Here is a 23,055-nt window from a genome sequence, read left to right as displayed (position 1 = left end):
AAAATGACTCTGTTTCAGCTGTAGCCTATTTATTGTATTAAAAATAGGATTACTTGTCCGTTTTATGCTTTAAAATCATTTTAATCAAAACATATGAAGAATCAGGTCAAATTCTACATATTTGTAAAATTTAATTTTCCTTAGATAGTGTCATTTAAAAACAATAAAATCATCATAATAAACCCTGAAATAGTTTATTTTTTATATGCTGGATTAGGAAAGGGTAACTTTACTTCCATTGCAATCATCCATCTAATTAACTCTTTCTTCAAATGCTTTGTTTTTTTCGGCAACACAGTAGTTACGTTCTTTTGTTCTCCTGGATCTACTTTTATGTTATATAATTCATAATGATCATTTTCGAAAAAGCGGATCAATTTATAATCTCCCAATCTGATTGCCGCGGATGGCCTTCCCCCAAGTCCGCCACTATAATGTGGGTAATACCAATACAGAGGTCTATCTTTAGGTGTTTCTTTATTCAATAATTGTGTTAAGCTCGGGCTATTTAATATTGATCTTGACCTTGATTTACTTTTGCCCGTGTCTAGTAGTATCGGGAAAAAATCTGTGCCGATAACTGGAACACTACTTACGGTTTTAGGTGATATGGCTCTTGGCCAACGTAAGATCAGAGGAACCTTGATTCCTCCTTCGTACAGGTATCCCTTACCTGCACGTAGAGGAAGGTTTGATGTTGGAATATTATCTGTTTGACTACTAGTAGACATTCCCCCGTTATCCGAAGTAAATACCACCAAAGTGTTTTCGGAAAGCCCATTCTCTTCCAAAGCGGATAATAAACGTCCAATATTCTCGTCCAGACTCTCCACCATTGCCGCATAATGAGGCATATTCTGTCGATATTTTATATAGGTAGCTCCTTCTTTAACAAATGGGGCTTCCTGATACTTGAATTTCTCTAATTTCCCCTCATAATAACGTACCTTCTCCGGCTTGCCTTGCATCGGCAGATGTACCGTGTAATAGGAAAGAAATGCAAAAAATGGCTCCTTTTTTTCCGCTGACATAAATTTGATGGTCTCATCGGTAAGACGGTCAGTTAAGTATTCACCATCGGGACCATCTGATAGCTGTGGATTTCTATAGGGAGAGAAATAGCCTCCAGAGGGAGTTCCAGTATTGTTACCGCCAAGGTTAATATCAAACCCTTGCTTGTCGGGAAAGTAATCTTGCGTTTCCCCCAAGTGCCATTTTCCCGCAAAAAAAGTACTATATCCATTTTCTTTTAAGGCCTCGGCAATTGTTGTCTCTTTCGGATCCAAAAAGAGCTTGAAAGGATGGGAAGCCAGTTTTTGATTCTTATGAGGTCCATAGTGCCTGTTTCCTGGAATATAATCGGTTATATTAAGCTCTGCAGGATGTTTGCCTGTCATAATTGCGGCCCTTGAAGGAGAGCATATAGGACTCGCGGCATAGGCGTTGGTGAAAACCATACCCTCAGATGCTAATCGATCTATATTAGGGGTTTCGTAAAAAGAACTTCCCGTATACCCTAAATCGTGGTATCCTAAATCGTCCACCAGTATAAAAAGAATATTCGGTCTTAGCTGTGAAGGCTCCTGACCATTTATAGTTAATGAAATAAACAGGGATAATAGGGATGTTCTCCAAATAAATTTTAACATATGCTTTTATTTTACTCGATAATCGAGATTTAAATGCTCCGAGGCTTGTCTCGAAATCAATACGTTTTTTTCTTTTAATGCCTTGTGGGCCTGCCTCGAGGCAGTTTACTTATCTAGGTTAATTTGGTAGACACTAAAGTTTTTAATCTGTGGTGTACCGATAGCTTTGGAAATATTCAATCGAAGGTTTTTTGTTTTGAAAGTTTCGATCTCAATAATATGTTTATGTCCAATATTGGATCCCCTATATACTTCTTGCCATTTCCCTCCTATTTTACCCTCTACGGTGAATTCCCTTACCCGCTCTCCTTCTGAGATGTTTTCCTGTAATATAATATGATTAATTTCTTGGGCCTTGCCCAAGAACAGAGCAATTTCACTCCCAGTTCCGGCTGTTACTGCCAAGGGATTGGCGAATCGTCTTTTGATTTCCGCTCCCCATTCCCTTAACCGCTGTACATCTGGCCGGGGCATCAATCCATTGGGATCGGGAGTAAGCCCAATAATTAGGGTAGAATTTCTGCCTACTGATTTGTAGTACATATCCATTAGGTTTTTCAATGGAAAGATGTGTTCCTCATCTCCTGGTTCCCAAAACCATTCGTGCCTACCATTATAACCGCGTAAAGGAGCATCGCTCATAGCAGGCATATAATATTTACCTTCAGGATCACCATATTTTATGGGACGAAACCCGTCTTCATCCCCCCTATTGGCAAACCATGAAGGGTGTCCATAAGTGCCCCAGCAAGGGTAAGGTACGGTACCACTTTCCGATCCGCCCCAGCGAATGTCCGCTCGATCCAGATTATGGTAGAACAGTGCATTGGGTTGGTTTTTCTCAAAAATGGAAAGCACATCGGGGCCACCTTGCTCAGGGCCATGGGCTCCACCATCAAACCAGATGATCGATAAATCACCATATCTCGAGGTAAGCTCTTCCACCATACCCTCACACATTTTATTATAATGTTCCTGGCGGTTTTTCGAAAATGAAGTATCCCCCTGCACTTTAAAATCATGGATACCATAGAAAGAATTCCATCGAATCCCAATATAGATTCCAGGCTGTATATCATACTTTCTACAAGATGCCACAAAATCCCTGACGATATCCCCTTTTCCGTCCTGCCATTTTAATGCTTTTAAACTATATGGATTTACATCGCTCTGGTATAATGCAAAACCCGTTTCATGGGTTGCTGTCAATATCGCTATTTTGGCACCCATATCCTTGGCCGACCCTACCCATTGATCCGTATCCAATTTATCGGGAGAAAATATGTTATAGTCCGGTATAGGGGTTATTCTATTCTCCTGTTGATTATATTTTTCTCCATCAAAAACATGGAGGTCGTAATGGAATACCGCTACAAGCTCTGCTTCTTGCCAGTCTAATTGGGCCTGTGTTGGAATGGGGACCGTTGATTGAGCCCAGCTACTTAACACGGATACAAGAAAACATAAGACTATAATTAATCTAATTTTCATAATTCCACTTTTTAATTTGTTCCTTAAATTATTTGATATCAAAAGAAGCTAAAACAGCCCAATGATCCGATGGCCAATCGCAATCCAATTTTATTTCACCATTCCCGTTTAAACCGGTAACCACCGATGCAGTTTTACAGCTCAACCCTGTATCATTGAAATATATCCTATCAATCCTGGCCAACTCCTGATTATCGTAATCTTGCCTACCTATAGTACCATTGGGATAGGGTGGCGTCCAAGTAATTCCAGGTTGGGCGACTTCATCCGTATTAACTGTTCTGTATGCATCTGATAGCTTTATATTTGCCAGCGCTTTTGATCCTTGCCAGGCTATTGCAAAGCGCAAAGGAACTTCAGTAGGATTTTTCACCCACCTGTCTTTTCCCTCTCTAACATAGCGGTCGGTCCAGTCAAGGTGCGATGGTTCATTAAAATCTCCTACAAGAATAACTTTCTCATTAGCTTCTAAATAAGGTTCGATTAAATCAATTGTAGCCTTATAGCCACGTGGTCCCTCGGCAATCTGCTTGGTTGCTTCCAAAATTTCGCTTTCAAAAACTTTTAGATCCTTAGGAATATCATTGTCCAGAATTCGTTGTTTAATTAATCCAGGTCCATCGCCCCCCGTTGGCCACCAATGGCTGTTGACCACGACGACCGAATCTCCGTTGGGCAAATAAGCACGACAAGCATTTAGCAATTCGCCATTTGATCCCAACGGCTTTAATTTAAATTTCGAGTAAATATTATAACAACGGTTCCAATCACGCCCCAAGGATATCAGTAAGGAATCGGTCTTTGTATCTTCTTGAACCCCAACAATAGTGGCATTTGTCTTTAATATTACATTTACTAAATCATCAAATCGAGAACCATTGAACCTGGTGTTAGGGAAACCAACATTACTTGCATCGTGTCCTCCTTGAAGGATATTAAAGCTGAGGATGGACACTTGGTTCATATCAGTGTATTGTTCCGTTTTTTTATCCACTTTGCACTGGATTAACAGTGTAAATATTGTAGCAAAACCGAATAAATACTTAAAAATCTGTTTCATATGTTAATTAAGTTGATGTCATTATCTTAATAAATAATATTGTTATGATAGCTCCTAGGTGCTTAATTCTCTATTCCTCCATAACAACCCTGTCATAGTATAATTCATAACTTTAGTAACCTTTCATGTTTCTTAACTATCCAATATTTCTTCCCTTTTTTGTTCAAAATCTGGAAGACGAGATACAATTTGGCCTTAATTTATCCTTTTTAATTTCTGGTATACCAAGTCTGCAATAGCTCGGTACCCGGCCTTGTTTGGATGTACACCATCCTTTTCGGTAAATAGTTCCGATTTATGATCTAGAGGGGTATTTAGGTCTATAAATTCTACCTTCTTCTCTTTTGCGATGCTCTTTATCATTTTGATTAGTTCTTGAAGTCGGGGTTTTCGTATTGTCAACCCCTCTACCCGTTCTTTATTTAGACCTGGAGTTTCCAATACCATTGGAGAAGGGGCGCAAATATAAATTTTCGGTTTGGAGGGCAATGTTAATAATTCGTCTATAAGCTCACGGTAATCCTCTTTAAACTCCCCTTTATATTCCCAACATTTACGATCCCCGCAAGTACCCATACCACAAGTATCATTGGTGCCAAGACTAATGACGATAATATTTGGGTTTGCTTCTTTAATTTTAGACAACTCGTCCCATACAGTAGGAATTCCTTTTCGAATAAGCGTACTGCTTCCCACTCCCAAGTTTTGTACAGAATATTTTTCTCCCAAGAGCAATTGTAATTGGGCGGGATAGGAATGATTTTCCCTATCATCGAGTCGCGCCCCATAGGTGATACTATCCCCCACACAGGCCACTTTAATTTTTTGTTCGTGACATCCTCCCAATATAAAGAACAACATCAATAAAATTGGATAGACTAAAATCCCTTTGCCTGATTTTTTACTAGTGTGCATATTGTTACATTTTAGATTCTATAAATATTTAGACCGCTTTCAAGGTTTAAATTTTAAAATATAGCTTTCGGTACTGGGTCCTCCATGAATATTACTTCCTGAAGGAAGGTACAAATAAGATGGCTTCCCGTCCTTTAATAAAATTTGAGGGCGTTCAAATTTGGCATAGCTCCTGTCTTTCGGTCCATAGTGTACGGTAACTTTGGACATGTTCAATGGAACATAACCGTTGATCCGATGGAATCCTTTTTCATATTTATCAAATACGATTCCGTCCTCTGAGGTCCAAAGAATACCGCCCCCTTCTTCAATTATGCCATGGTTATCGGTGGTAAGCAGGGCAAATTTCCCTTCGTGCATAAATGCGTAACCATCTTCGATGCTCTGCTTGTTATTGGTAACAGGAAAAGGCATTTGTACGTATGGACCCTCTATATTTTCGGCCACCGCCAGGCCCATTCTGGCCTTTTCGGATTTAAAGTAAAGGAAGAAACCACCGTTGGGATGTTGTAACAATGCCGGATTATTGACACCGTTGCTGGCCTTGTGGTTCCAGTATTTTTGGTTTTTAGGGACATCTAAAATTAATCCGTCGTCGTTAACTTTTTTCCAAGGTCCATAGGGAGAATCAGACGTGGCCATCCCTATTTTTTGGTTGGAAGGATGTGCAGGCCTACTATAATCATTGTTCCCGATATACAGAAGAATATACTTTTCACCTACCTTATGGATGGCTGGATTGTGCATGCCAAACCGATCCCAAGTATCCAAACCGGTCCCTTGTAGAGCGATATCAGAAAAAATAAAAGGACCTTCAGGAGTATCCCCAACATAATGTGCAATTTCACTATGGGATCGCCAACCGGGCTCTACCGTATTCCCTGGCCAACGTGCAACAAAAAGATGGATTTTACCATCATCACCCAACACGGGTGATGTACCCCAGATAACATATCCGGGTTCTTCTATAGCGACCCCAACATATTCCCATTGGTCGGCAAACGATTTTTCAGATTGACCATAAATATACGATTGCATCAAAACCACCAACAAAGCTAAATTGACCAATACTTTTAAACCAATTTTAGATACTATTTCTAGCTGAAGCACAAAATAAAACGGGTTTCTAAATTCCATATCTGTTGTTTTTTTTCTCAATTTAATTATATAGGAATATAAAATATATGGTATCGCCTGGGATTCTAAAATGTGAGCGGAACAGCAAAACCATCAATAGTATAGCAAATCACTGCTCATCCCTGGCTCTTGCGGAGTCTGGTAGCGTGAATTTTCAATACGTACTGGAAATTTAAAATGTTCGCGCAGATGTGGAATATGCTCCAACAGCAGGGCAGGGTGTCCCACTGAAACGTGATTATAGAGCACCAGGTGCTGATGAATCTGCCCCATATCACCGACATGGGGCACCACGGGAATATTATATTTTTTAGACAATAGGCTTATTAAAATGAACTCTGAAACCCCTCCTACCCTCACCGCATCTACCTGATTAAAAGACATACAGCCCGATTGGATAAAGTTTTTAAATACCATTTTATTTGGCACATGCTCTCCCAATGCTAGTTTTACATCTACTGTACTGGCCAGTTTCACATGAGCTTGCACATCGTCAGGGTGGGTGGGTTCCTCTATCCAAAAAGGATCTAATTCCCTTAATTCTTTACAAATCGCAATTGCCTGAGGTAAGTTCCATTGTTGATTCGCATCGAACATTATAGTAGCTTTATCACCCGCAATTTTACGGACCAATGCTGCGCGTCGAATATCCCGTCCGGCATCTTTGGCTCCAACCTTTAATTTCATGGCGGTAAAACCGTTATCCATCGCCTTTTTAATATTATCGGCTACTTTATCATCGCTATAATTGAACCAACCTATGGAAGTATCATAACCTGGATAACCAATTTCCAATATTTTTTCCCGGTTTTGCTTTCCTTGTTGTTGGGCAATCAAAAGAGCTATTGCCTCTTCTTTGGGAAGAATATCTTCATAGTAGGAAAAATCCAATGTATTGGCCAACGCTTCTGGGGAAAGGTCGATAAGCAGTTTCCATAGCGGCACCTCCTTGGATTTTGCCCATAGGTCAAAACACGCATTAACCACGGCTGCCAGAGCTAGGTGGACCACCCCTTTATGCGGGCCTAGCCATCTTAAATTAGGGTCATCGGCCATCATTTTATAGGTCTCTCCAAAATTGGCCATCAATGAGTTTATTTCCATGCCTTCTATATGCCTTACCAAATAATCAATGGCATCACAGACCAATTTGTTGCCCGCACCAAGGGTAAAAGCAAGTCCTATCCCCTCTAAATTAGTATCGGTACTTAATTTACACACCGCATAAGCATATATGGGTGTAGTATGCACAGCATCGGAACCGGCACCATCCTTAAGATTGAAACGGGTATCCACGGCCTGTCCCTTTTTTATGATGATTGTTTTATACATAATTCATCTCCTATATGGTGCCCTTTTTTACTTTTCGTTTAAGACACCGGGTTTTTATTTATTGATTCTCTTCAAGGGTATTTGGATTGGACATGGCATAACATTCATTTTTTAATTTTGTGCATATCCAAATTTCTAATAATTTATTCTAGGCTGTACATCTATATCAAGAGCAGACCGGTTTAATTCCAAGACTAGGACCGAGGCATCCTCATCGGGCATGATTTCTGGTAAATTGATGGTAATTGAAGTTTTATCACGATCAATCTGAATCTGATCCTCATTTTTCAAAAAATAGGATTTCTCTATTTTAACACCTTTTGGAAAAGGGAGCGTTAAAGGTGATTCCGTCTTTTCGAATAAGTGCAGATATATTCTATTTTTATTCCGAGTACTAACCATATATTCTGTAGGTAGATAGGGGCCTCCTCTAGTTCCAAATACAGCCGATCCGTTGACTTTTAACCAATCGCCCATCTCTTTTAATCGATCTATTTGACGCTGTTCGATTCGACCGTCTGGCATAGGCCCAACATTGAAAAGCAAATTGCCGTCACCACCAACAGTTCGCAAGAGTGTCTGAATACATTCTTTTCTGGATTTCATAGGGTCATTGGGTTTCCAAGCCCATTGATTGGCAATGGTCATACAGGTTTCCCAGGCATTTTTGTCATTAAATGCTCCAACCTGTTGTTCGGGTGTTTCATAATCCCCCGCATATCTGTTACTGGTCGTAATGCCTTCCATACCTTTCCGACCTTTATCAACCCGGTTATTGATTAAAATATCATTTTTTAGGCTTCTGACATATTTATAAAGATCCATCCCCATTTCATGGGTCCAAACCCATTCCCATTCCCCATCAAACCAAATAATAGCTGGATCATAATTATCGATCAGCTCCTTTAACTGGTTTTTCATATAGCCGATATAGCGGTCCATCTTAGCTTTTGTTTTTGCGTCATTAATATCCTTTAACCCAGTATCGGTTTTTTCCGGAGGATATACCATGGGATTATCGGGATGGTGCCAATCGGCTATAGAATAATAGGCTCCAAAAACAATTCCTTGTTTTTTACATTCCTCTACCAATTCCTTTACTATATCCGTTTTATAAGGCGTAGACATCATATCATAATCGGTAAAATTTGAATCCCACAAGGAAAACCCATCATGATGTTTGGTGGTCAGTACTATATATTTCATACCGGCATCCTTGGCCGTTTTTACCCACTCCTTGGCATTAAAAAGAACGGGGTCAAATTCCTTGTACAGACCATCATAATCCTCTTTAGGCACTTGAACCCCCCTGGACCATCCTATTTCCGTTCCCCGAAGGGATACGGGGCCCCAATGTATAAACATGCCAAAGCGTAAATCTTGGAATACCTGTAAAGATTCTTTGTTGGTGGTTAGATCGGGATTGGCCTCCCCTCCACCGGTCAGCTGTCCTTGTACATTGTAAAACACAACTAGGATAAGGACACTTAATAAATTTTTTAGTTCGGTTTTCATATGTAGATATTTATTGTTTTTTAATGCTCATATTTCGGCAGCGCCTATCTCCGATAGGTAAACCTACCTACGGCAGGTAAACTCCAGTACAGGAATGTAATCTTGCCTGTCGGCCTCTAGATTGTTTTTTGTTTTTTCAATCAATTTTTTGTCATGCTCATTTCTTAATAATAGCGTTTTTATGAAAATGTTATTTATGCTGTTCCTTTTTCATTTGATTAAAATTGATCCCTCCTTCTTCGCTGGAGCGATAAACCGTTTCTACCAAGCGCATGGTCTGCAAGGCGTCTTCCGTACTGTGTGGCAAAGGGACCTCCCTATTTAAATAATGAATTTGTAGTCCGGCCATAGTACCCACAAATGCATGGGGGAACCACCCGCCCACCAAGGGGATTTCCCGCCAACCTTTTCCATCTTCCAAAATAACATACTCCATTTTTGGGGGCCTTCCGTTGGGATAATCCAAAGAGAGTCCGATCTTGATTTTTATAGCGCCCTTTGTCCCTTCTATCTTTAGATATGATTCCTGATGTTCCGATCCATATACATGCCCATGATTGGTCAAGATCCTTGCTTGGGTGTACTGATCATAATCTAATATGATACTGCTCCGGGTAGCAGCCAATTCCTTGGTCCTTGGATGTTTTAAAGTACTGGCCATTACCCGTATCGGGTCGCCCAAAAAACTTCGGATCAGGTCCAAATAATGAATGCTGTGATATAATACTTCTACGCGTGGCTTTGTGTATAGAAAATCCCATAACTGCCATGGGGTATGTACACAGACCTTAATTTCTATATCAAAAACATCCCCGATCAATCCTTGCCCTATAATGTCCTTGGATGCCAACATATAGGGCGCGAATCGCAATTGGAAATTAATGGCGGACACTAATTTTCTTCTTTTGCACACCTCTAAGACCTGTTCCGCCTCTTTTAAGTTTTCCCCCATCGGCTTCTGGATCAGTACTGCCGAACCTATAGGGAGCTGTTCTAGAATGGGACAGATTGAGTTAGCGGGAACTGCAAGATCAAAAATCGCATTGACTTTAACGGCATCGCTGATTAAATTGGAAAGGGAGGTGTATACTTTTTTAACTAAAGGATATTGTTCCTTTAAATCTTTCGACTTCTCCACATCAATATCATAAACTCCCATTACAGGGAAATTTGCAAGGGAATAGGCAGGCAGATGTGCATCCCGTACAATACCCCCCGACCCGATAATGGCAATGGGAAGAGGAGCGTTTGGAAGCCTAGGCTGTTGATCGAAGTTCATAACATTCTATTTTTTCTCAATTTTTTCAATAAAAAATATAATATAGGACCAGCATGACCCCCACTAACAAAACACTTAGATAATTAATTAGTTTGGAAGGGGTGCTTACCTTCAAATAAAATTCAGCAGGAATCTCCTGTACCGTTTTATCAAAATAGGATATACTCAAATAAATTGTTGAAGAGATGATAAAATAGATATAAGTCTGTCTCAACCAGTTTATACCCAATCCCTCGGGACTGGAAATATAATTTTCAATCCCACCGATCACCATATATTTTTCCACATAAAATATGCAGGCGGCAAAGAAACTCCCTCCAAGGAGCGTATAGAATGCAGCGTTGGCCGTTCCTTTTCTAGAGATAATACCCAAAACAAATACTGCTACAATAGATGGCGCGAAAATGGAAAACATTTGGTTGATCAACTCAAAAATAGCTCCGAGATTCCCCAAAAAAGGAGACCAGGCAACTGATAGCACCAATACTACCCCACCTGTGATTTTTCCGATATTTATTTTGGCCTTGTCGGATAGGTCAGGCTTAATTTTATCAAAAACATCATAGACAATTAGAGTAGAACAGCTGTTCAGTGCTGCAGCCACGCTGCTCATTACCGCTGCCAACAAGGCCGCTACCATCAGTCCTTTGAGACCAATGGGCATTAAATTCATTATCATTACTGGTAACACACTTTTTGTATCGTTCCCAATTTCGTCTTGAAAAAGGGCAACAGCTAAAATTCCAGGAACTACCATGATAAACACCGGTAAAATTTTAAGGAAACCGGCGAAAATAGCTCCCAATTTGGCCTGTTTTTCAGATTTGGCTCCTAAAACCCGTTGTACTATGGTTTGATCGGTACACCAATACCAAATACCCAATATTAAATGACCAAAGAGCATATCCATAAAAGTAAAACCTTTTTTCTCGGTATTAAAGCTTACTGCTTTTAACCGGTCGGGGTCTACCGCTTCTTTTAACGCATCGTATGTATGGATTCCAATTTCCGGAAGTTGGTAAATGGCCAATAAGGTAATGGTTAATGAACCAAGTATTAAAATAACTGTTTGAGCTGTTTCCGTGATTACCACTGAAGTCAGGCCCCCAATAATCGTATAGATACCGGTTACCGTAGCAATGATGATTATCGATACAAGAATATTGAGCCCGAATATTTTTTCGAAAACTACTGCACCTGCATAAAAACTTACCCCGATATGCATAAAGAGCGCGGCCAAAATACTGAAAATAGCCAGCACTACTCTCGACCTTACATCATACCGTTTCTCCAAGAACTGGGGGAGCGTGGTAATTTTGGTTCGCAAATAAAAAGGAATGAACACCAATGCAAGGATAATAAGCTCAAAGGCGGAAAACCACTCAAAATTCCCCCAAACTATGCCATCTATAAAACCTGATTCCGCTAGGCCCACCAAATGAACTGTTGAAATATTCGAGGCAAATAACGAAGCCCCGATCACAGACCAGGTCAACGATTTTCCTGCCAAAAAATAACCTTCGCTCGTCTGTCTTTTTTTGCGGGAAAACCATAATCCTACAAATACGATGCATAACAGATACAAAACAATAACCATTACGTCCACCGTATTTATTGCTTCCATAATTTATTTTTTTATTTGTTTGGTCGAAAATATTCCGCTCTCGTCCCTAACTCATTGAATCCCAAAATTCTGGATTGTCTGTTTCTATAAAGATAGGGTTCACGGTTTGTTAGAAATGATAAAAACAAAAATAAATAAAATAGGTCAATTGCACTAATATTTATTTAACTTACCCTCATGTTTTAAAATGGGTTACATTTGATTATGGACCAAACAATAGCAAATGGACAGAAGAAAAACTATTAAGACAATTGTTTTAAGCTCGTTTCTACCTTTAATATCGGAATCAGCTTTTGCCCATTCCTTCTTAGCAAACAGACCAAACCAAGCCATCTTAAATTTCAACAGCAATTGGCAGAATTGGCCGGATATGAAATGGGTAGGTCCTGAATATTGGGGCAACAGACTGCAAGATTGGCACTTAGAAGATGGAAAAGCCGTTTGTAAACTATCTGGTGCCAATAGAACGTTACACTTGTTAAACGTTCAGAAATCAAATGATCGGACTCCTTTTAAGGCGGCGGTTACCATATCTATCTTAAACAAAGAATTGAACACTGCTAATGAAGCCTTGTATGGGATGCGACTAGGAGCTAAAGGTCCTTTTAATGACTATCGTTCCGCTGCAGTTTTCGGCAAAGGTTTAGATATTGCAATAGATCCTTTGGGCAATTTAATAATAGGCGATAAAGTTATAGAGACGAAAATAGGGGAATTGCCCAAAGCTGTTCGTTTGCAAATAGATGCACGGCCTTCCCGTTCCAATTATCAATTGTCCATAACCATCAAAAATCCCCTTACGGACAAACAGTTATTCCCAAAGACAGAGGTTAGCATTCCAGCAGAAGAGCTTACCGGTAATTTTGCTCTGCTCTCCCATGTGAATGATAATAAGACGTACGACAAACCATCCGTCGCTTTTTCAGATTGGCAAATTGTTTCTGAAAATATGGAGCATATAGAAAGTAACCTATTCGGTCCTATCTGTTTCGCTCAATACACACTGCATCAAAATAAATTAAAAATTACGGCTCAATTAAGTCCGATCGAAAAAATTAAGGGACATAAAGTAGCCCTGCAAACACAAGAAAACGAGGATTGGAAAACTTTGGCAACCTCTTCGGTCACCCACTCTGGGAGAGCTGTCAATTTCAGTATTGATCAATGGGACAGTACCCAGAAAACCCCTTATAGAATATTCCTTGAGATCCCCTTAAAAAATGAGATCCACCAGTATTTTTATGAGGGAACTATTGAGAAAGAGCCTACCGATGTAGATAAGATTAAAACAGCTGTGTTCAGTTGCAACGCCCATCATGGGTTTCCCGATAATGATATCCATAAAAACATGTCAAAATTGAATCCCGATATTATCCTCTTTTTAGGAGATCAATTTTATGAAAGTACGGGAGGCTTTGGAGCAGAATATAGTGGGGATTTTGACGATACTTGTTTAGATTACCTTCGGAAGTGGATGATGTTCGGATGGGGCTATCGGGAATTGTTCAGGCATAAGCCCTGTGCCATTATTCCCGATGACCATGATGTCTATCACGGAAACGTATGGGGGGAAGGTGGTAAGGCGGCCGATGTTAGCGAAGGTTTTGGCGCGTCGGCACAAGATTCGGGCGGCTATAAAATGGCTGCAGATTGGGTAAATATGATCCAGTTTACGCAAACCAGCCACCTGCCCGACCCTTATGACCCAACGCCCGTAAAACAAGGGATCGGCGTGTATTACACCCAATGGAAATATGCTGGTTTAAGTTTTGCAATCCTAGAGGACCGGAAATTTAAATCCGCTCCAAAACAGGTACTTCCCAAAGAAGCTAAAGTGTGGAACGGTTTTATAACCAATCCCGATTTTGATATTAAAAAACATAGAAATTTACCTGCCAATTTGTTGGGAGAACGACAAGAAGCCTTCTTAAACAACTGGGTAGAAGATTGGAATAACGACACAAGTATGAAAGTCGTATTGTCACAGACCAACTTTGCAACTGTCGCCACCCTGCCCAAGGAAGTCTTAACAGATGAAGTGGTGCCGTCCTTGTATATCCCTAAAAAAGGCGAGTACGTTGTTGGCGATAAACCTACCGTAGATATGGATTCCAACGGCTGGCCTGCCAATAAACGAGATGAAGCTATCGAAATTATAAGAAAATGTTTTGCTTTCCATATTGCAGGAGATCAGCATTTAGGCAGTTATATTCAATATGGCCTTGAAAAACATGGGGATAGCGGTTTTGCATTTGCAGGTCCTGCTTTAAACAATATCTGGCCAAGAAGGTATTGGCCCTCAAATGTTGATGCTGACAAACACACTTATGAAAATCCGGCTTATATCGGTAATAATGAGGATGGATTTGGAAATAAAATAACGGTCTATGCGGTTGCCAACCCGTATAACACCGGCTTAGAACCGAAGATTATCCACAATAGGGCCACCGGTTATGGTTTGGTCACATTTAATAAAAAAGACAGAACCATTAAAACAGAATGTTGGCCCAGGTTTGTAGACCCGACCCTTGGTGAAAAGGTACAAAATCCGGGTTGGCCAATAACTATTGACCAATTGGATAATTATGGACGAAAAGCAGAAGCGTGGTTGCCCGAAATTCAGATAACAGATGGTACTACTCCCGTACTTTCCATTTTTGATCAAACGGAGGTACTGGTATATTCCATTCGCTTGTCATCGGCTACTTTTAAGCCAAAAGTATTTTCTGAAGGAAAATATACCCTAGTGCTTCACAATACAGAAAGCGACAAAAAGAAGACTATAAAAAATGTGAAAGCTAAAAAAATAAATAAAAAGACAATTAAACTAATGTTAAGTTAAACGAAAATTGTCACCCAATTTTAATGATAGTATGAAGTTGATCGGCCCCTTAATCTTATTTACATTTATCTTGTTTTCTGCAACCATCCCAGCAGAAAAAGCAGGTGCAGAAATAGAAAATGGCGCAATGTATGAACATTTGCATCAAATAGATGAAACTTTAGATCCATCGCGCTATCATACGCTCAGGAGCGGAATACCAAATAGCCTACTTAAATTTAAAAGAGAGAAAAAAGGAAGGGTTGGTTTCCTAGGGGGATCAATCACCTATAATCCTGGTTGGCGTGATAGTATTACTAATTATTTGAAAAATAGGTTCCCCGATACCCAATTCGAATTTATTGCCGCAGGCATCCCCTCTATGGGATCTACTCCCGCTGCTTTTCGAATGCAACGGGATCTTTTTAGTGGAGGCCCTATAGACCTATTATTTGAGGAGGCGGCCGTGAACGATGCCACAAATGGCAGAACAGAGATAGAACAAATAAGGGCCATGGAAGGTATCGTTCGGCACGCCAGGAACTTAAACCCTACAACGGATATTGTATTCATGTATTTTGCAGATCCAGATAAAATGAAATCATACCGGAACGGGGAAGCGCCCAAAGTTATCCAAAATCATGAAAAAGTTGCTGCCCACTATCATATTCCGACTATTAACCTTGCAAAAGAGGTTACGGAAAGAATAGATGCAGGAGAATTTACTTGGGAGGATGATTTTAAAGATCTGCACCCCTCCCCTTTCGGTCAGGGCATATATGCACGCTCCATAATTACCTTTCTGGAAAATGGGTGGACCAAGCCTAGTGATGAGAGCGTTAAAATTAACCACTATATATTACCCGAACCGTTGGATAGATATAACTACAACAACGGGGTCCTGATCGATGTTGCCAAAGCTAAATTTAATGGGGCTTGGAAAATCGATCCTCAATGGGTACCCAAGGATGGTAAAGGCACTAGAAATAACTATACCAACGTGCCTATGTTGATCGGTGAGAAGGCCAATGCGGGAAGGGTCAGTTTTACCTTTACAGGAAACACCGTAGGAATCGCCTTAGCTGCCGGTCCAGATGCCGGAATTATTGAATACCGAATCGATAAAGGACAATGGGAAAAATTGAATTTATTGACCAAGTGGAGTACAAGTCTGCACCTTCCATGGTTCTACACCTTGGGTGCAGGGCTAGAAAATAAAAAACACAGATTACAGATTAGGATAGCAAGAAATGATGATTCAACAAGTGTCGGAGAAGCATGCAGGATACGCTATTTTTTTATAAACAAATAGCAATAGCACCTCCAACGAGATTTAACAGACCAAAACTAATTGTACATATCATAAAGATGCATCTTAAAAATAAGCTAATACTGATTTTGACGATTTTAGCAGTTGCCGGTTGCTCCAGCAAAAAAGATAAAATTGAAGAGAAGGGCAAACCCAATGTAATTCTTATCTATGCGGATGACCTTGGCAGGGGGCTACTCTCTACTGAAGGACAAAAGATTATAAAAACACCAAATATTGATGGTTTGGCAAGAGAAGGGATGCGATTTGAAAATGCCTATGGGGCCATGTTATGTGCGCCGGCAAGGGCCAGCCTTATTACCGGGTATCACGATGCCCATGGAAATCGATGGAAAATAACATCGGGAAATGCCTATTCAAATATTTCCAAGGGTAAAATGGGGCAAGAAGAAATTGAATCAAAATTAAATGAACAGTTGGGCGAAACTCCAATTGAAGAGGTTTTTTTGGCCGAGATTTTCAAAAGTACAGGCTATGTTACAGGGGAAATCGGAAAGCTAGAATGGGGATTCTCGGCTACCGATAAACAGATGCAAAGACATGGCTGGGATTACTATTACGGCTTTTTGGATCATGAGCGGTGCCACGGATTTTATCCCCCCTTCCTATTTGAAAATGGAAAGTTGATAGAAATCGAAGGAAATACCAGGGCAGATAGCGGGAAAAGCACGGAGCTCGAAACTGAGGAGACTTATAACGAACGCTGGAACATGGAAGGGAAAACGACCTATTCCCAAAATCTTTTTCTTGAAAAAATAATCGGATTTATACGGAAGAACAAAGACCGCCCCTTTTTTCTTTATCATCCTACCCAATTGCCCCACGGTCCGGTTGCCATTCCGGAAGTCCATGAAGAATTTGTTAATGATGAAAGACTGACTCAAATTGAAAAGGAATATGCTTCCATGGTAAAAATGCTGGACGACCATGTAGGTAATATTATGAACGAATTAAAGACCTTGGGAATTGATGATAATACCATGGTAATATTCACTTCGGATAACGGGCATGAAATATATTATTCCCAAGAAGGCAGGATTCTAAAGCCCGTTAGGAACATGGAAACCGGGGAATTTTTTGATAATATAGACACTAAATTTTATAGCGGGATAGCTGGAGATGTATTTGATGGGAATGATGGGATGGCAGGGATTAAAAGAAGCAATTGGGAGGGTGGTGTCCGAGTTCCTTTAATCGTACGATGGCCAGGAAAGATTAAACCGGGGGCCACATCGAATACCTTAGTGGCCAATTACGACTTTATGGCTACAATGGCCCACCTGTTGGATTATAAGGTTCCCGAAGCCAAGGATGGCGTATCCTACTTACCGGAATTGTTGGGACAAAAAGGTCGATCACAGGAATATGTGGTGTATTCCTCATTTATAGGCCCAGCAATTGTTACCCACGACGGTTGGAAACTGCGCTACTTTGCCCCTAAAGATATATTTCAATTATATTTTCTCCCGAACGATTACCGCGAAGAATGCAATATAATTACTCAAAAAAAAGAAAAAGCCGAAGAACCAAAAAGCATCTTGATTGAAGAATGCGGAGGAGATTTGAACAATGGCTGGTTTACCTACGATAGAAATATTTTGCCTTCTATAAAATGATAGTCGCCTAGTATTACCTCACATAGCCTACAAGGGAACAACTTGTTGTAGCGCTAAAGGGATTAGTTTCACATATCCTTCCATTTCTCCTCGTCGGTTAAAATTATGTGGCCGATTGTTTCGACATGAAGTGCATTTTCGTACCTCCCCATTGGCATGTAAACGCCAGAATGCTCCCATTACATGTTTCTTTCAACATAGAAAACGCTACGTCAGAGAGAATTGACTAATAGCATAGCAACCACTGCAGATGGGCGTCTATTTCTCTTGAAGAAGATCAACTCCAACAAGATAAGGATCAGATAAATAATCTGTTTTACCTTCATTGTAAATAAAGGCATCTACAACCTTACTGAATACATTTTACGGTACAAATATATAATCGATCCTTTCTTAAACTTTCGCACGCACCTCCTTATACCGCGAAACATTCATTAGAATCGGGGTCGGAAATGTAGTCCGTTTATCTACTGCAACAAAATTACGGCAAACATCAACCAATGGGTAAGAGAGGAAACTGGAAATAGTGGAATAATCAAATTCTCCGCCTAAAAGGTTCGGGCTACTAGTTCTCCCATACTTCATCAATAAATTTGTGGCACACGCCTCCATGTATTCCACATCCATCGGGGAATGTGCATTCATATCCCCATTATCAAGAAATTCTCCAATTTGTTATTATGGACAAAATTCATTATAAATGTTGCCTCTTTACGTCTTTTTCTTGGATCGGACGGATTCAGGTGCGTTACTAGAAAATCAAATCCATAGGTCTCAACATGCAATAATCCATGTCCGCTATTCTCCAACATTTTATTTTTCACAATGATTGGTTTTCTAGAGGTTATACTTACCGGGTAACCATCCCATCCTCTATCAGGATTACAGCATACTCATGTCCTTAATTTTTAGCAAGAACGGATAAACTTTCGTGAGTAAAACCACAAAGCTCTTGCATGGCAACCACTTCGGGGTCTTTATCGTTCATCCGATCAATAAAACGTATTTTTCTTTCTTTATCTTTACCCCAATCAAATCCGTTGAAGATATTATAGGATATATTGGGATCTTCTCCACATTTGATTCACTGATAAACGAGTGAAAAGTGGTGTAGGAAGCCTTGCCTTGTTTTTATCGCCTAAAATAAGCTTCCAAAAATGTACGGCACCTTTTTAAAGTGTTTGAATAGGATCCTTATGCTAACCCGGCCTAAATTTACCCATGCTAAAAACAGCTTATATGGATGCTATTTCGTAAAATTTGAGCTTGGGCAACGGTAATCGGTGTTGGCAACTGACTTTATTTCGTCCGTTCTATTTTTATTGGGTTTTGTCGCGTGTTAAAAACGTCATTTATTTCAATTCGGTTTTCTTTCATGTTTATCCAATAAATGACTTTATAATTTTTATAGACTAAATATCTGAATTCTTGTTCTCTACCCTTTAGAAGCTCTTCGAGTTGTCCGATTTTCGGTTGTTTTGTTAGTTTTAAAGTCTCATTGTAAATTCCGTTAACGATATTTTTTGCAATTCGGGTTCCTGCTTTTTCACGATGGTACCTATAAATTTTTTCGAGTTTTTTTTGAGAAAAATCAGTCCAAAATAATTTTAACTCCATTTATCAATTTTGGCCTTTAATTCACTCGCTTCAATTAGTCGCCCATTTTTTGAATCTTCCATAGATTGGTCGATCCGAGAATTAAATTCCTCAATTGTCATTGGTTTAAGATCTTCGTGTCCAGATTGTTGGTTTTCTTTTTTCAAGATTTTTTCTAAACGTGAAATGACTTCTTCACTTTGAATTTTTAAAAATTCTTGAATAAGTGCTAATTTTCTCGTTTGTAAATCCATTTTATTTAGCTTTTAATCAAAGATACAAAATTATCAATTTGAGTTATCATTTTTTGAATTGCAGAATTTTTCAGCCAACTAGAATCTGCTACCCCATTTCGGTTAAATTTAAACGATCTGTTTAGATTTACATGGATGTTGTACAATAGTTTTTACGGCCAATTCCTTGGCGGTACAACAAATCGGCACGGGAGGGAGAAAAAGTTCTGGGACACCTGTTACCGTGAGGAGTATTTAAGGAACAATTCAGGGGTGCACAATCCACAGAGCAGGTAGATATGAAGGGCGAGCGGCAAGGTACGGTAGAACCTGTTTTCGGTACCCTGACCCAGTTTATGGGAATGCGAAAGATCAATACTATCGGGATAATGCAGGCCAACAAGTGCATGCATATGGCGGCCATAGCTTACAATCTTAAAAATACCTGAAGTTCACTCAAAAACTGACAAAAAGTGGGGCAAGCACACTTTCCATTTTAAATTATGAAATAAAAGAACTTCAGAACGTAATAAACTTATTTTTAAGGCCTCCAGAATTTAGCTGGACCGTCAAGTTGCCAAAATAAGAAACCCCTGAAAAGGGCTTAAATAGTTCGGCTTTGTGACTTTATAGGCTTGTGCAACGTTTACCATTGTTAGCATTTCGTCGTTTCTCATTTCTGACTTCTCTCAAAAAAAGTAAAGTTTTTGTTTTACATAATTCCAACCTCAATGCAACCAATTCGTAAAATGCACAACCATGATTGTGTTCGTTATATGCAGTTTACTTCGGATAAAGTTTATAAATTTTGTCATTCGTACCCGGATGCACATGATGGAATGTAGCTAAATAAAGCGCACCATTATGAACGGTAAAGTAGTAAGGAACAACCCCTGGTGGAAGCAGATGACTAAAATCCTCCCAGTTCCCATCTTGAAAATCTTCCCAAGTTCTCCACCGAATCAATCGATATTTGTTGGTATCATGGCCTTCGGCATATGGTTCTGTAAAATAGTTTGATCCGTACCAATAATCACCATAGCGCTCTACATCGTTAAGCACCAGACCGGTCTTATCCCATGCTCCCGCAGGTGAATCTATTTTTTGCCCTTTATTATTTCTTTTTTGCCCGGGACTTTCATAAATAGTCCAATTATCGAAATCATCCATTTGAATTACCTCACCACGACTCGAGTTAATGATGTAAACTATACCATTAACAACAGAAAGCGACCTTGCATATCCAAGCACTGGTACTTTGCTTTTATTTATCTTCGACTTCTCCGCAATATTGTCGTTGTTGGGGTCAAATCGCGTTAGTCCCTCATTATCGTCTATCGTGTAAATGTAACCATCAGCTGAGTTGTACACAATGTCGTGCGGTCGCCTAAGGTCAATACCTTTGTAATTAGGTGCATTAGTGCCCGTCTCAGTAAGATCTGAGAACTCAATAACCTTATGCCCATCTGTGTTCACTGCATAGTATTTGCCATCAACCCATGTAAGAGAATGATGTCCATCTACTTTAACTTGCGACTCTATGAAATCGCCCATTGAACCCTGCTGCCGATACACGAAGCGATTATTTCTTAAATCCGAAATAATCTCCAGTTCGTTAAAGAAACCTATGTGAGTAGACACTCGAAGGCCACCGCTTACTACATCGTTTGAGTCAACATAAATGCTTATCTGCAAAGGGTTTTCTTGAGCAAGCAAATTGGAAACGCACATCAAGAAAAGCATATAATACGATAACTGATTAGATTTCATGGCAATATATTTTCTTATGGTCATTTTTTCCTTTTTTGGCAATGTGTAATTCAGTTTTTTTTACCTAAAATAGAATTTATATTATAATACATTTTGGAAGTATATAGATAATCTTCTTTTCTTTTTATCACGATAAATGCAAACGTCTAGGCAATGATTTCGGTATGGGAAATCCCTTAGGATTTTCCGGTAATGAAATCGTGCCGACTTAAAAGTAGTGAATTTTATCTTTTGAGTATTGCAAGACTGAATTATAGCCATTGTTAGCGGGGTTTGCATTACAGACCTTACTCTAACGGACAACCCAATGGTACGATCCGCGGAGATTTGCCGCATTTTCAATCCAGCCAAAGCCCTGGAGGACACAAATAAAATTTAATCTTATATAAAACTTCGGCGGAAAATGACAAGCCAAAAGTCGACCTGCGTACTGCTTGCGCAACGATTCCATACAGGCGGCAAATGGATAAGACCCGTAAGTTACTCTGTTTTAAAATCCCAAAACCTTATGAAATCCCGATCCTAAGAAATGCAAACCGTAGATTTTTTGCTGCCCTGATAAACGTACCACTTGCGTACCGATTGATCGAGCTATAGGGTAGGCAGCAAAAAAAAGGGAAGTCCCGAAGTTGCTCTTTATTTTTTGCAAATAACCGCTAACGTAGGTGTATGGTAACTTGTGATTATATATCTTTTTTATCCGCAACTAAAGTAAGTTTTCTTTTTAATATTAACGTCGGTGTTATTCACAGCTTTCCTAACACTAAACCAATGTTCTATTTAAAACTAGTAAATCTGTTAAAACAGTATTTTATATTACGTATTAAGTTTTATAAAGCAACCAATTTACAGCTTTAGATGAAAAATGAATAGAATTATTCGAAGTAAAGTACGGCTAATATAAGGGGGTTTATAAAACTCATCCGAAATACTGAAACGGACAAGCTAATTGGCGCAAGGGTAATTGCACCAGAGGGAGGCGAACTCATTCAACAATTAAGTATGGCTATTAAATTTGGAATCACCGTAAAAGATCTGGCCGAAAGTTTTTATCCCTACCTGACACTCGGGGAAGGCATCAAATTAGCGGCGATCACCTTTGGTAAAGATGTATCCCAATTGAGTTGTTGCGCCAGTTAGTTTGCTATCGAATAAATTAGTCTAAATCCATAATCCCACAACTTTTTGACTTGATCCTTTTTTTGTTTAGACTGATCTTATTTTTTGCTTAAATCTAAAATACGCAGAAATTATGCGTGATTCCGAAGTTAAACCTGTCTCAACGCCTAGAATTAAATCATCATATCAAACCACAATTAGCCATATAAAGACAATTTTTGAGTGCAGATTGAGTGCAAATAAAAAAGAGGCTGTCTAAAAAGGCAGCCTCTTTTTTGTGCTTTATATTTTAAGAAAAGTCCTGTTTTTCGTATCTTAAGGTATGAAAAGAAAAGTTGTATGGAAGACCAACAGTCAGGCACAATTGAGTCTTCTTCCACCCAGTTATGATGATCTTGTTCCAGAGCACCATCCTGTACGTATCGTCAACAACATTTTGGACCAGATAGATATTACCTCCATAGAAAGAACCTATAAAGGCGGTGGCACCTCAAGCTATCATCCTCGGGATTTGCTCAAAATCTTAGTCTACGCCTACCTTCGCAACTTGTATTCATCCCGTAAGATC

At 39.6% G+C, this 23,055-nt stretch carries 20 protein-coding genes; 6 read left to right on the top strand and 14 right to left on the bottom strand.

The window, feature by feature from the left end; genetic code table 11:
• Positions 1 to 194: 194 nt before the first annotated feature.
• The 9 genes from G466_RS0116750 to G466_RS0116710 all read right to left on the bottom strand — a co-directional run bounded on the left by G466_RS0116750 (position 195) and on the right by G466_RS0116710 (position 12,002).
• The gene (locus G466_RS0116750; protein ID WP_051315732.1) at positions 195 to 1,649 is read right to left on the bottom strand and encodes a sulfatase; all 1,455 of its coding nucleotides are present in this window, start codon (positions 1,647 to 1,649) and stop codon (positions 195 to 197) included.
• Positions 1,650 to 1,754: 105 nt separating this feature from the next.
• Positions 1,755 to 3,140, bottom strand: coding sequence for an alpha-L-fucosidase (locus G466_RS0116745; protein ID WP_026814677.1), 1,386 nt, complete (start codon positions 3,138 to 3,140; stop codon positions 1,755 to 1,757).
• Positions 3,141 to 3,168: 28 nt separating this feature from the next.
• The gene (locus G466_RS0116740) at positions 3,169 to 4,134 is read right to left on the bottom strand and encodes an endonuclease/exonuclease/phosphatase family protein (RefSeq protein ID WP_169720765.1); all 966 of its coding nucleotides are present in this window, start codon (positions 4,132 to 4,134) and stop codon (positions 3,169 to 3,171) included.
• A gap of 261 nt (positions 4,135 to 4,395) precedes the next feature.
• Entirely contained in the window at positions 4,396 to 5,115 is a 720-nt protein-coding gene (locus G466_RS0116735) for a DUF459 domain-containing protein (protein WP_026814675.1), read from the bottom strand.
• 39 nt (positions 5,116 to 5,154) lie between these two features.
• The gene (locus G466_RS0116730) at positions 5,155 to 6,252 is read right to left on the bottom strand and encodes a glycoside hydrolase family protein (RefSeq protein ID WP_026814674.1); all 1,098 of its coding nucleotides are present in this window, start codon (positions 6,250 to 6,252) and stop codon (positions 5,155 to 5,157) included.
• A 93-nt stretch (positions 6,253 to 6,345) separates the two neighbouring features.
• Complete coding sequence (locus G466_RS0116725) at positions 6,346 to 7,584, bottom strand: enolase C-terminal domain-like protein (protein WP_026814673.1); 1,239 nt, start codon at positions 7,582 to 7,584, stop codon at positions 6,346 to 6,348.
• A gap of 135 nt (positions 7,585 to 7,719) precedes the next feature.
• Positions 7,720 to 9,099 (bottom strand): alpha-L-fucosidase, encoded by a 1,380-nt coding sequence (locus G466_RS22410; protein ID WP_051315731.1) that lies wholly within the window; start codon positions 9,097 to 9,099, stop codon positions 7,720 to 7,722.
• 190 nt (positions 9,100 to 9,289) lie between these two features.
• Positions 9,290 to 10,378 (bottom strand): Gfo/Idh/MocA family protein, encoded by a 1,089-nt coding sequence (locus tag G466_RS0116715; RefSeq protein ID WP_026814672.1) that lies wholly within the window; start codon positions 10,376 to 10,378, stop codon positions 9,290 to 9,292.
• Positions 10,379 to 10,403: 25 nt separating this feature from the next.
• A complete protein-coding gene (locus tag G466_RS0116710) occupies positions 10,404 to 12,002 on the bottom strand; it encodes a sodium:solute symporter family transporter (RefSeq protein ID WP_026814671.1) in 1,599 nt (532 codons plus the stop codon).
• A gap of 223 nt (positions 12,003 to 12,225) precedes the next feature.
• Here G466_RS0116710 and G466_RS0116705 point away from each other — a divergent pair, with 223 nt between their 5' ends.
• From G466_RS0116705 to G466_RS0116695, 3 genes are read left to right on the top strand one after another with little or no spacing between them, the layout of a single operon-like run.
• Positions 12,226 to 14,844 (top strand): alkaline phosphatase D family protein, encoded by a 2,619-nt coding sequence (locus G466_RS0116705; RefSeq protein WP_026814670.1) that lies wholly within the window; start codon positions 12,226 to 12,228, stop codon positions 14,842 to 14,844.
• Between the two features lie 31 nt (positions 14,845 to 14,875).
• A complete protein-coding gene (locus tag G466_RS22405; protein ID WP_051315730.1) occupies positions 14,876 to 16,135 on the top strand; it encodes an SGNH/GDSL hydrolase family protein in 1,260 nt (419 codons plus the stop codon).
• 56 nt (positions 16,136 to 16,191) lie between these two features.
• The gene (locus G466_RS0116695) at positions 16,192 to 17,769 is read left to right on the top strand and encodes an arylsulfatase (RefSeq protein WP_026814669.1); all 1,578 of its coding nucleotides are present in this window, start codon (positions 16,192 to 16,194) and stop codon (positions 17,767 to 17,769) included.
• A gap of 393 nt (positions 17,770 to 18,162) precedes the next feature.
• On the opposite strand, the gene G466_RS23285 is transcribed toward G466_RS0116695, so the two are convergent.
• The 4 genes from G466_RS23285 to G466_RS0116675 form a co-directional block, all read right to left on the bottom strand.
• Complete coding sequence (locus tag G466_RS23285; protein WP_026814668.1) at positions 18,163 to 18,414, bottom strand: hypothetical protein; 252 nt, start codon at positions 18,412 to 18,414, stop codon at positions 18,163 to 18,165.
• Positions 18,411 to 18,593 carry an endonuclease/exonuclease/phosphatase family protein gene (locus G466_RS23960; RefSeq protein ID WP_157373955.1) on the bottom strand — a complete coding sequence of 61 codons (183 nt, stop codon included), beginning with the start codon at positions 18,591 to 18,593 and terminating at the stop codon, positions 18,411 to 18,413. The genes G466_RS23285 and G466_RS23960 overlap by 4 nt, the downstream gene beginning before the upstream one ends.
• Positions 18,594 to 19,068: 475 nt before the next feature.
• Entirely contained in the window at positions 19,069 to 19,386 is a 318-nt protein-coding gene (locus G466_RS0116680) for a type II toxin-antitoxin system RelE/ParE family toxin (RefSeq protein ID WP_026814667.1), read from the bottom strand.
• Positions 19,377 to 19,619: a hypothetical protein gene (locus G466_RS0116675; RefSeq protein ID WP_026814361.1), complete on the bottom strand. Its 243-nt coding sequence runs from the start codon at positions 19,617 to 19,619 to the stop codon at positions 19,377 to 19,379. Before G466_RS0116675 ends, G466_RS0116680 begins: the two co-directional genes overlap by 10 nt.
• Before the next feature lie 278 nt (positions 19,620 to 19,897).
• On the opposite strand from G466_RS0116675, the gene G466_RS23615 reads away from it, so the two are divergent.
• A complete protein-coding gene (locus G466_RS23615) occupies positions 19,898 to 20,047 on the top strand; it encodes a transposase (RefSeq protein WP_084418915.1) in 150 nt (49 codons plus the stop codon).
• Positions 20,048 to 20,381: 334 nt separating this feature from the next.
• Here the strand turns inward: G466_RS23615 and G466_RS0116665 are convergent, their stop codons facing one another.
• Positions 20,382 to 21,239, bottom strand: coding sequence for a hypothetical protein (locus G466_RS0116665; RefSeq protein ID WP_157373952.1), 858 nt, complete (start codon positions 21,237 to 21,239; stop codon positions 20,382 to 20,384).
• A 1,029-nt stretch (positions 21,240 to 22,268) separates the two neighbouring features.
• On the opposite strand from G466_RS0116665, the gene G466_RS23610 reads away from it, so the two are divergent.
• Positions 22,269 to 22,508: a hypothetical protein gene (locus G466_RS23610; RefSeq protein WP_444541760.1), complete on the top strand. Its 240-nt coding sequence runs from the start codon at positions 22,269 to 22,271 to the stop codon at positions 22,506 to 22,508.
• Positions 22,509 to 22,809: 301 nt separating this feature from the next.
• On the top strand, positions 22,810 to 23,055 hold a 246-nt coding region (locus G466_RS0116655; RefSeq protein ID WP_026814665.1), incomplete at its 3' end, for a transposase.

The organism is Arenibacter certesii DSM 19833, from assembly GCF_000429545.1.
In the GTDB taxonomy this organism is placed as follows: Bacteria; Bacteroidota; Bacteroidia; order Flavobacteriales; family Flavobacteriaceae; genus Arenibacter; species Arenibacter certesii.
Note: the sequence above shows the minus strand (reverse complement) of the source record. Positions and strands in the feature narration are given on the sequence as shown.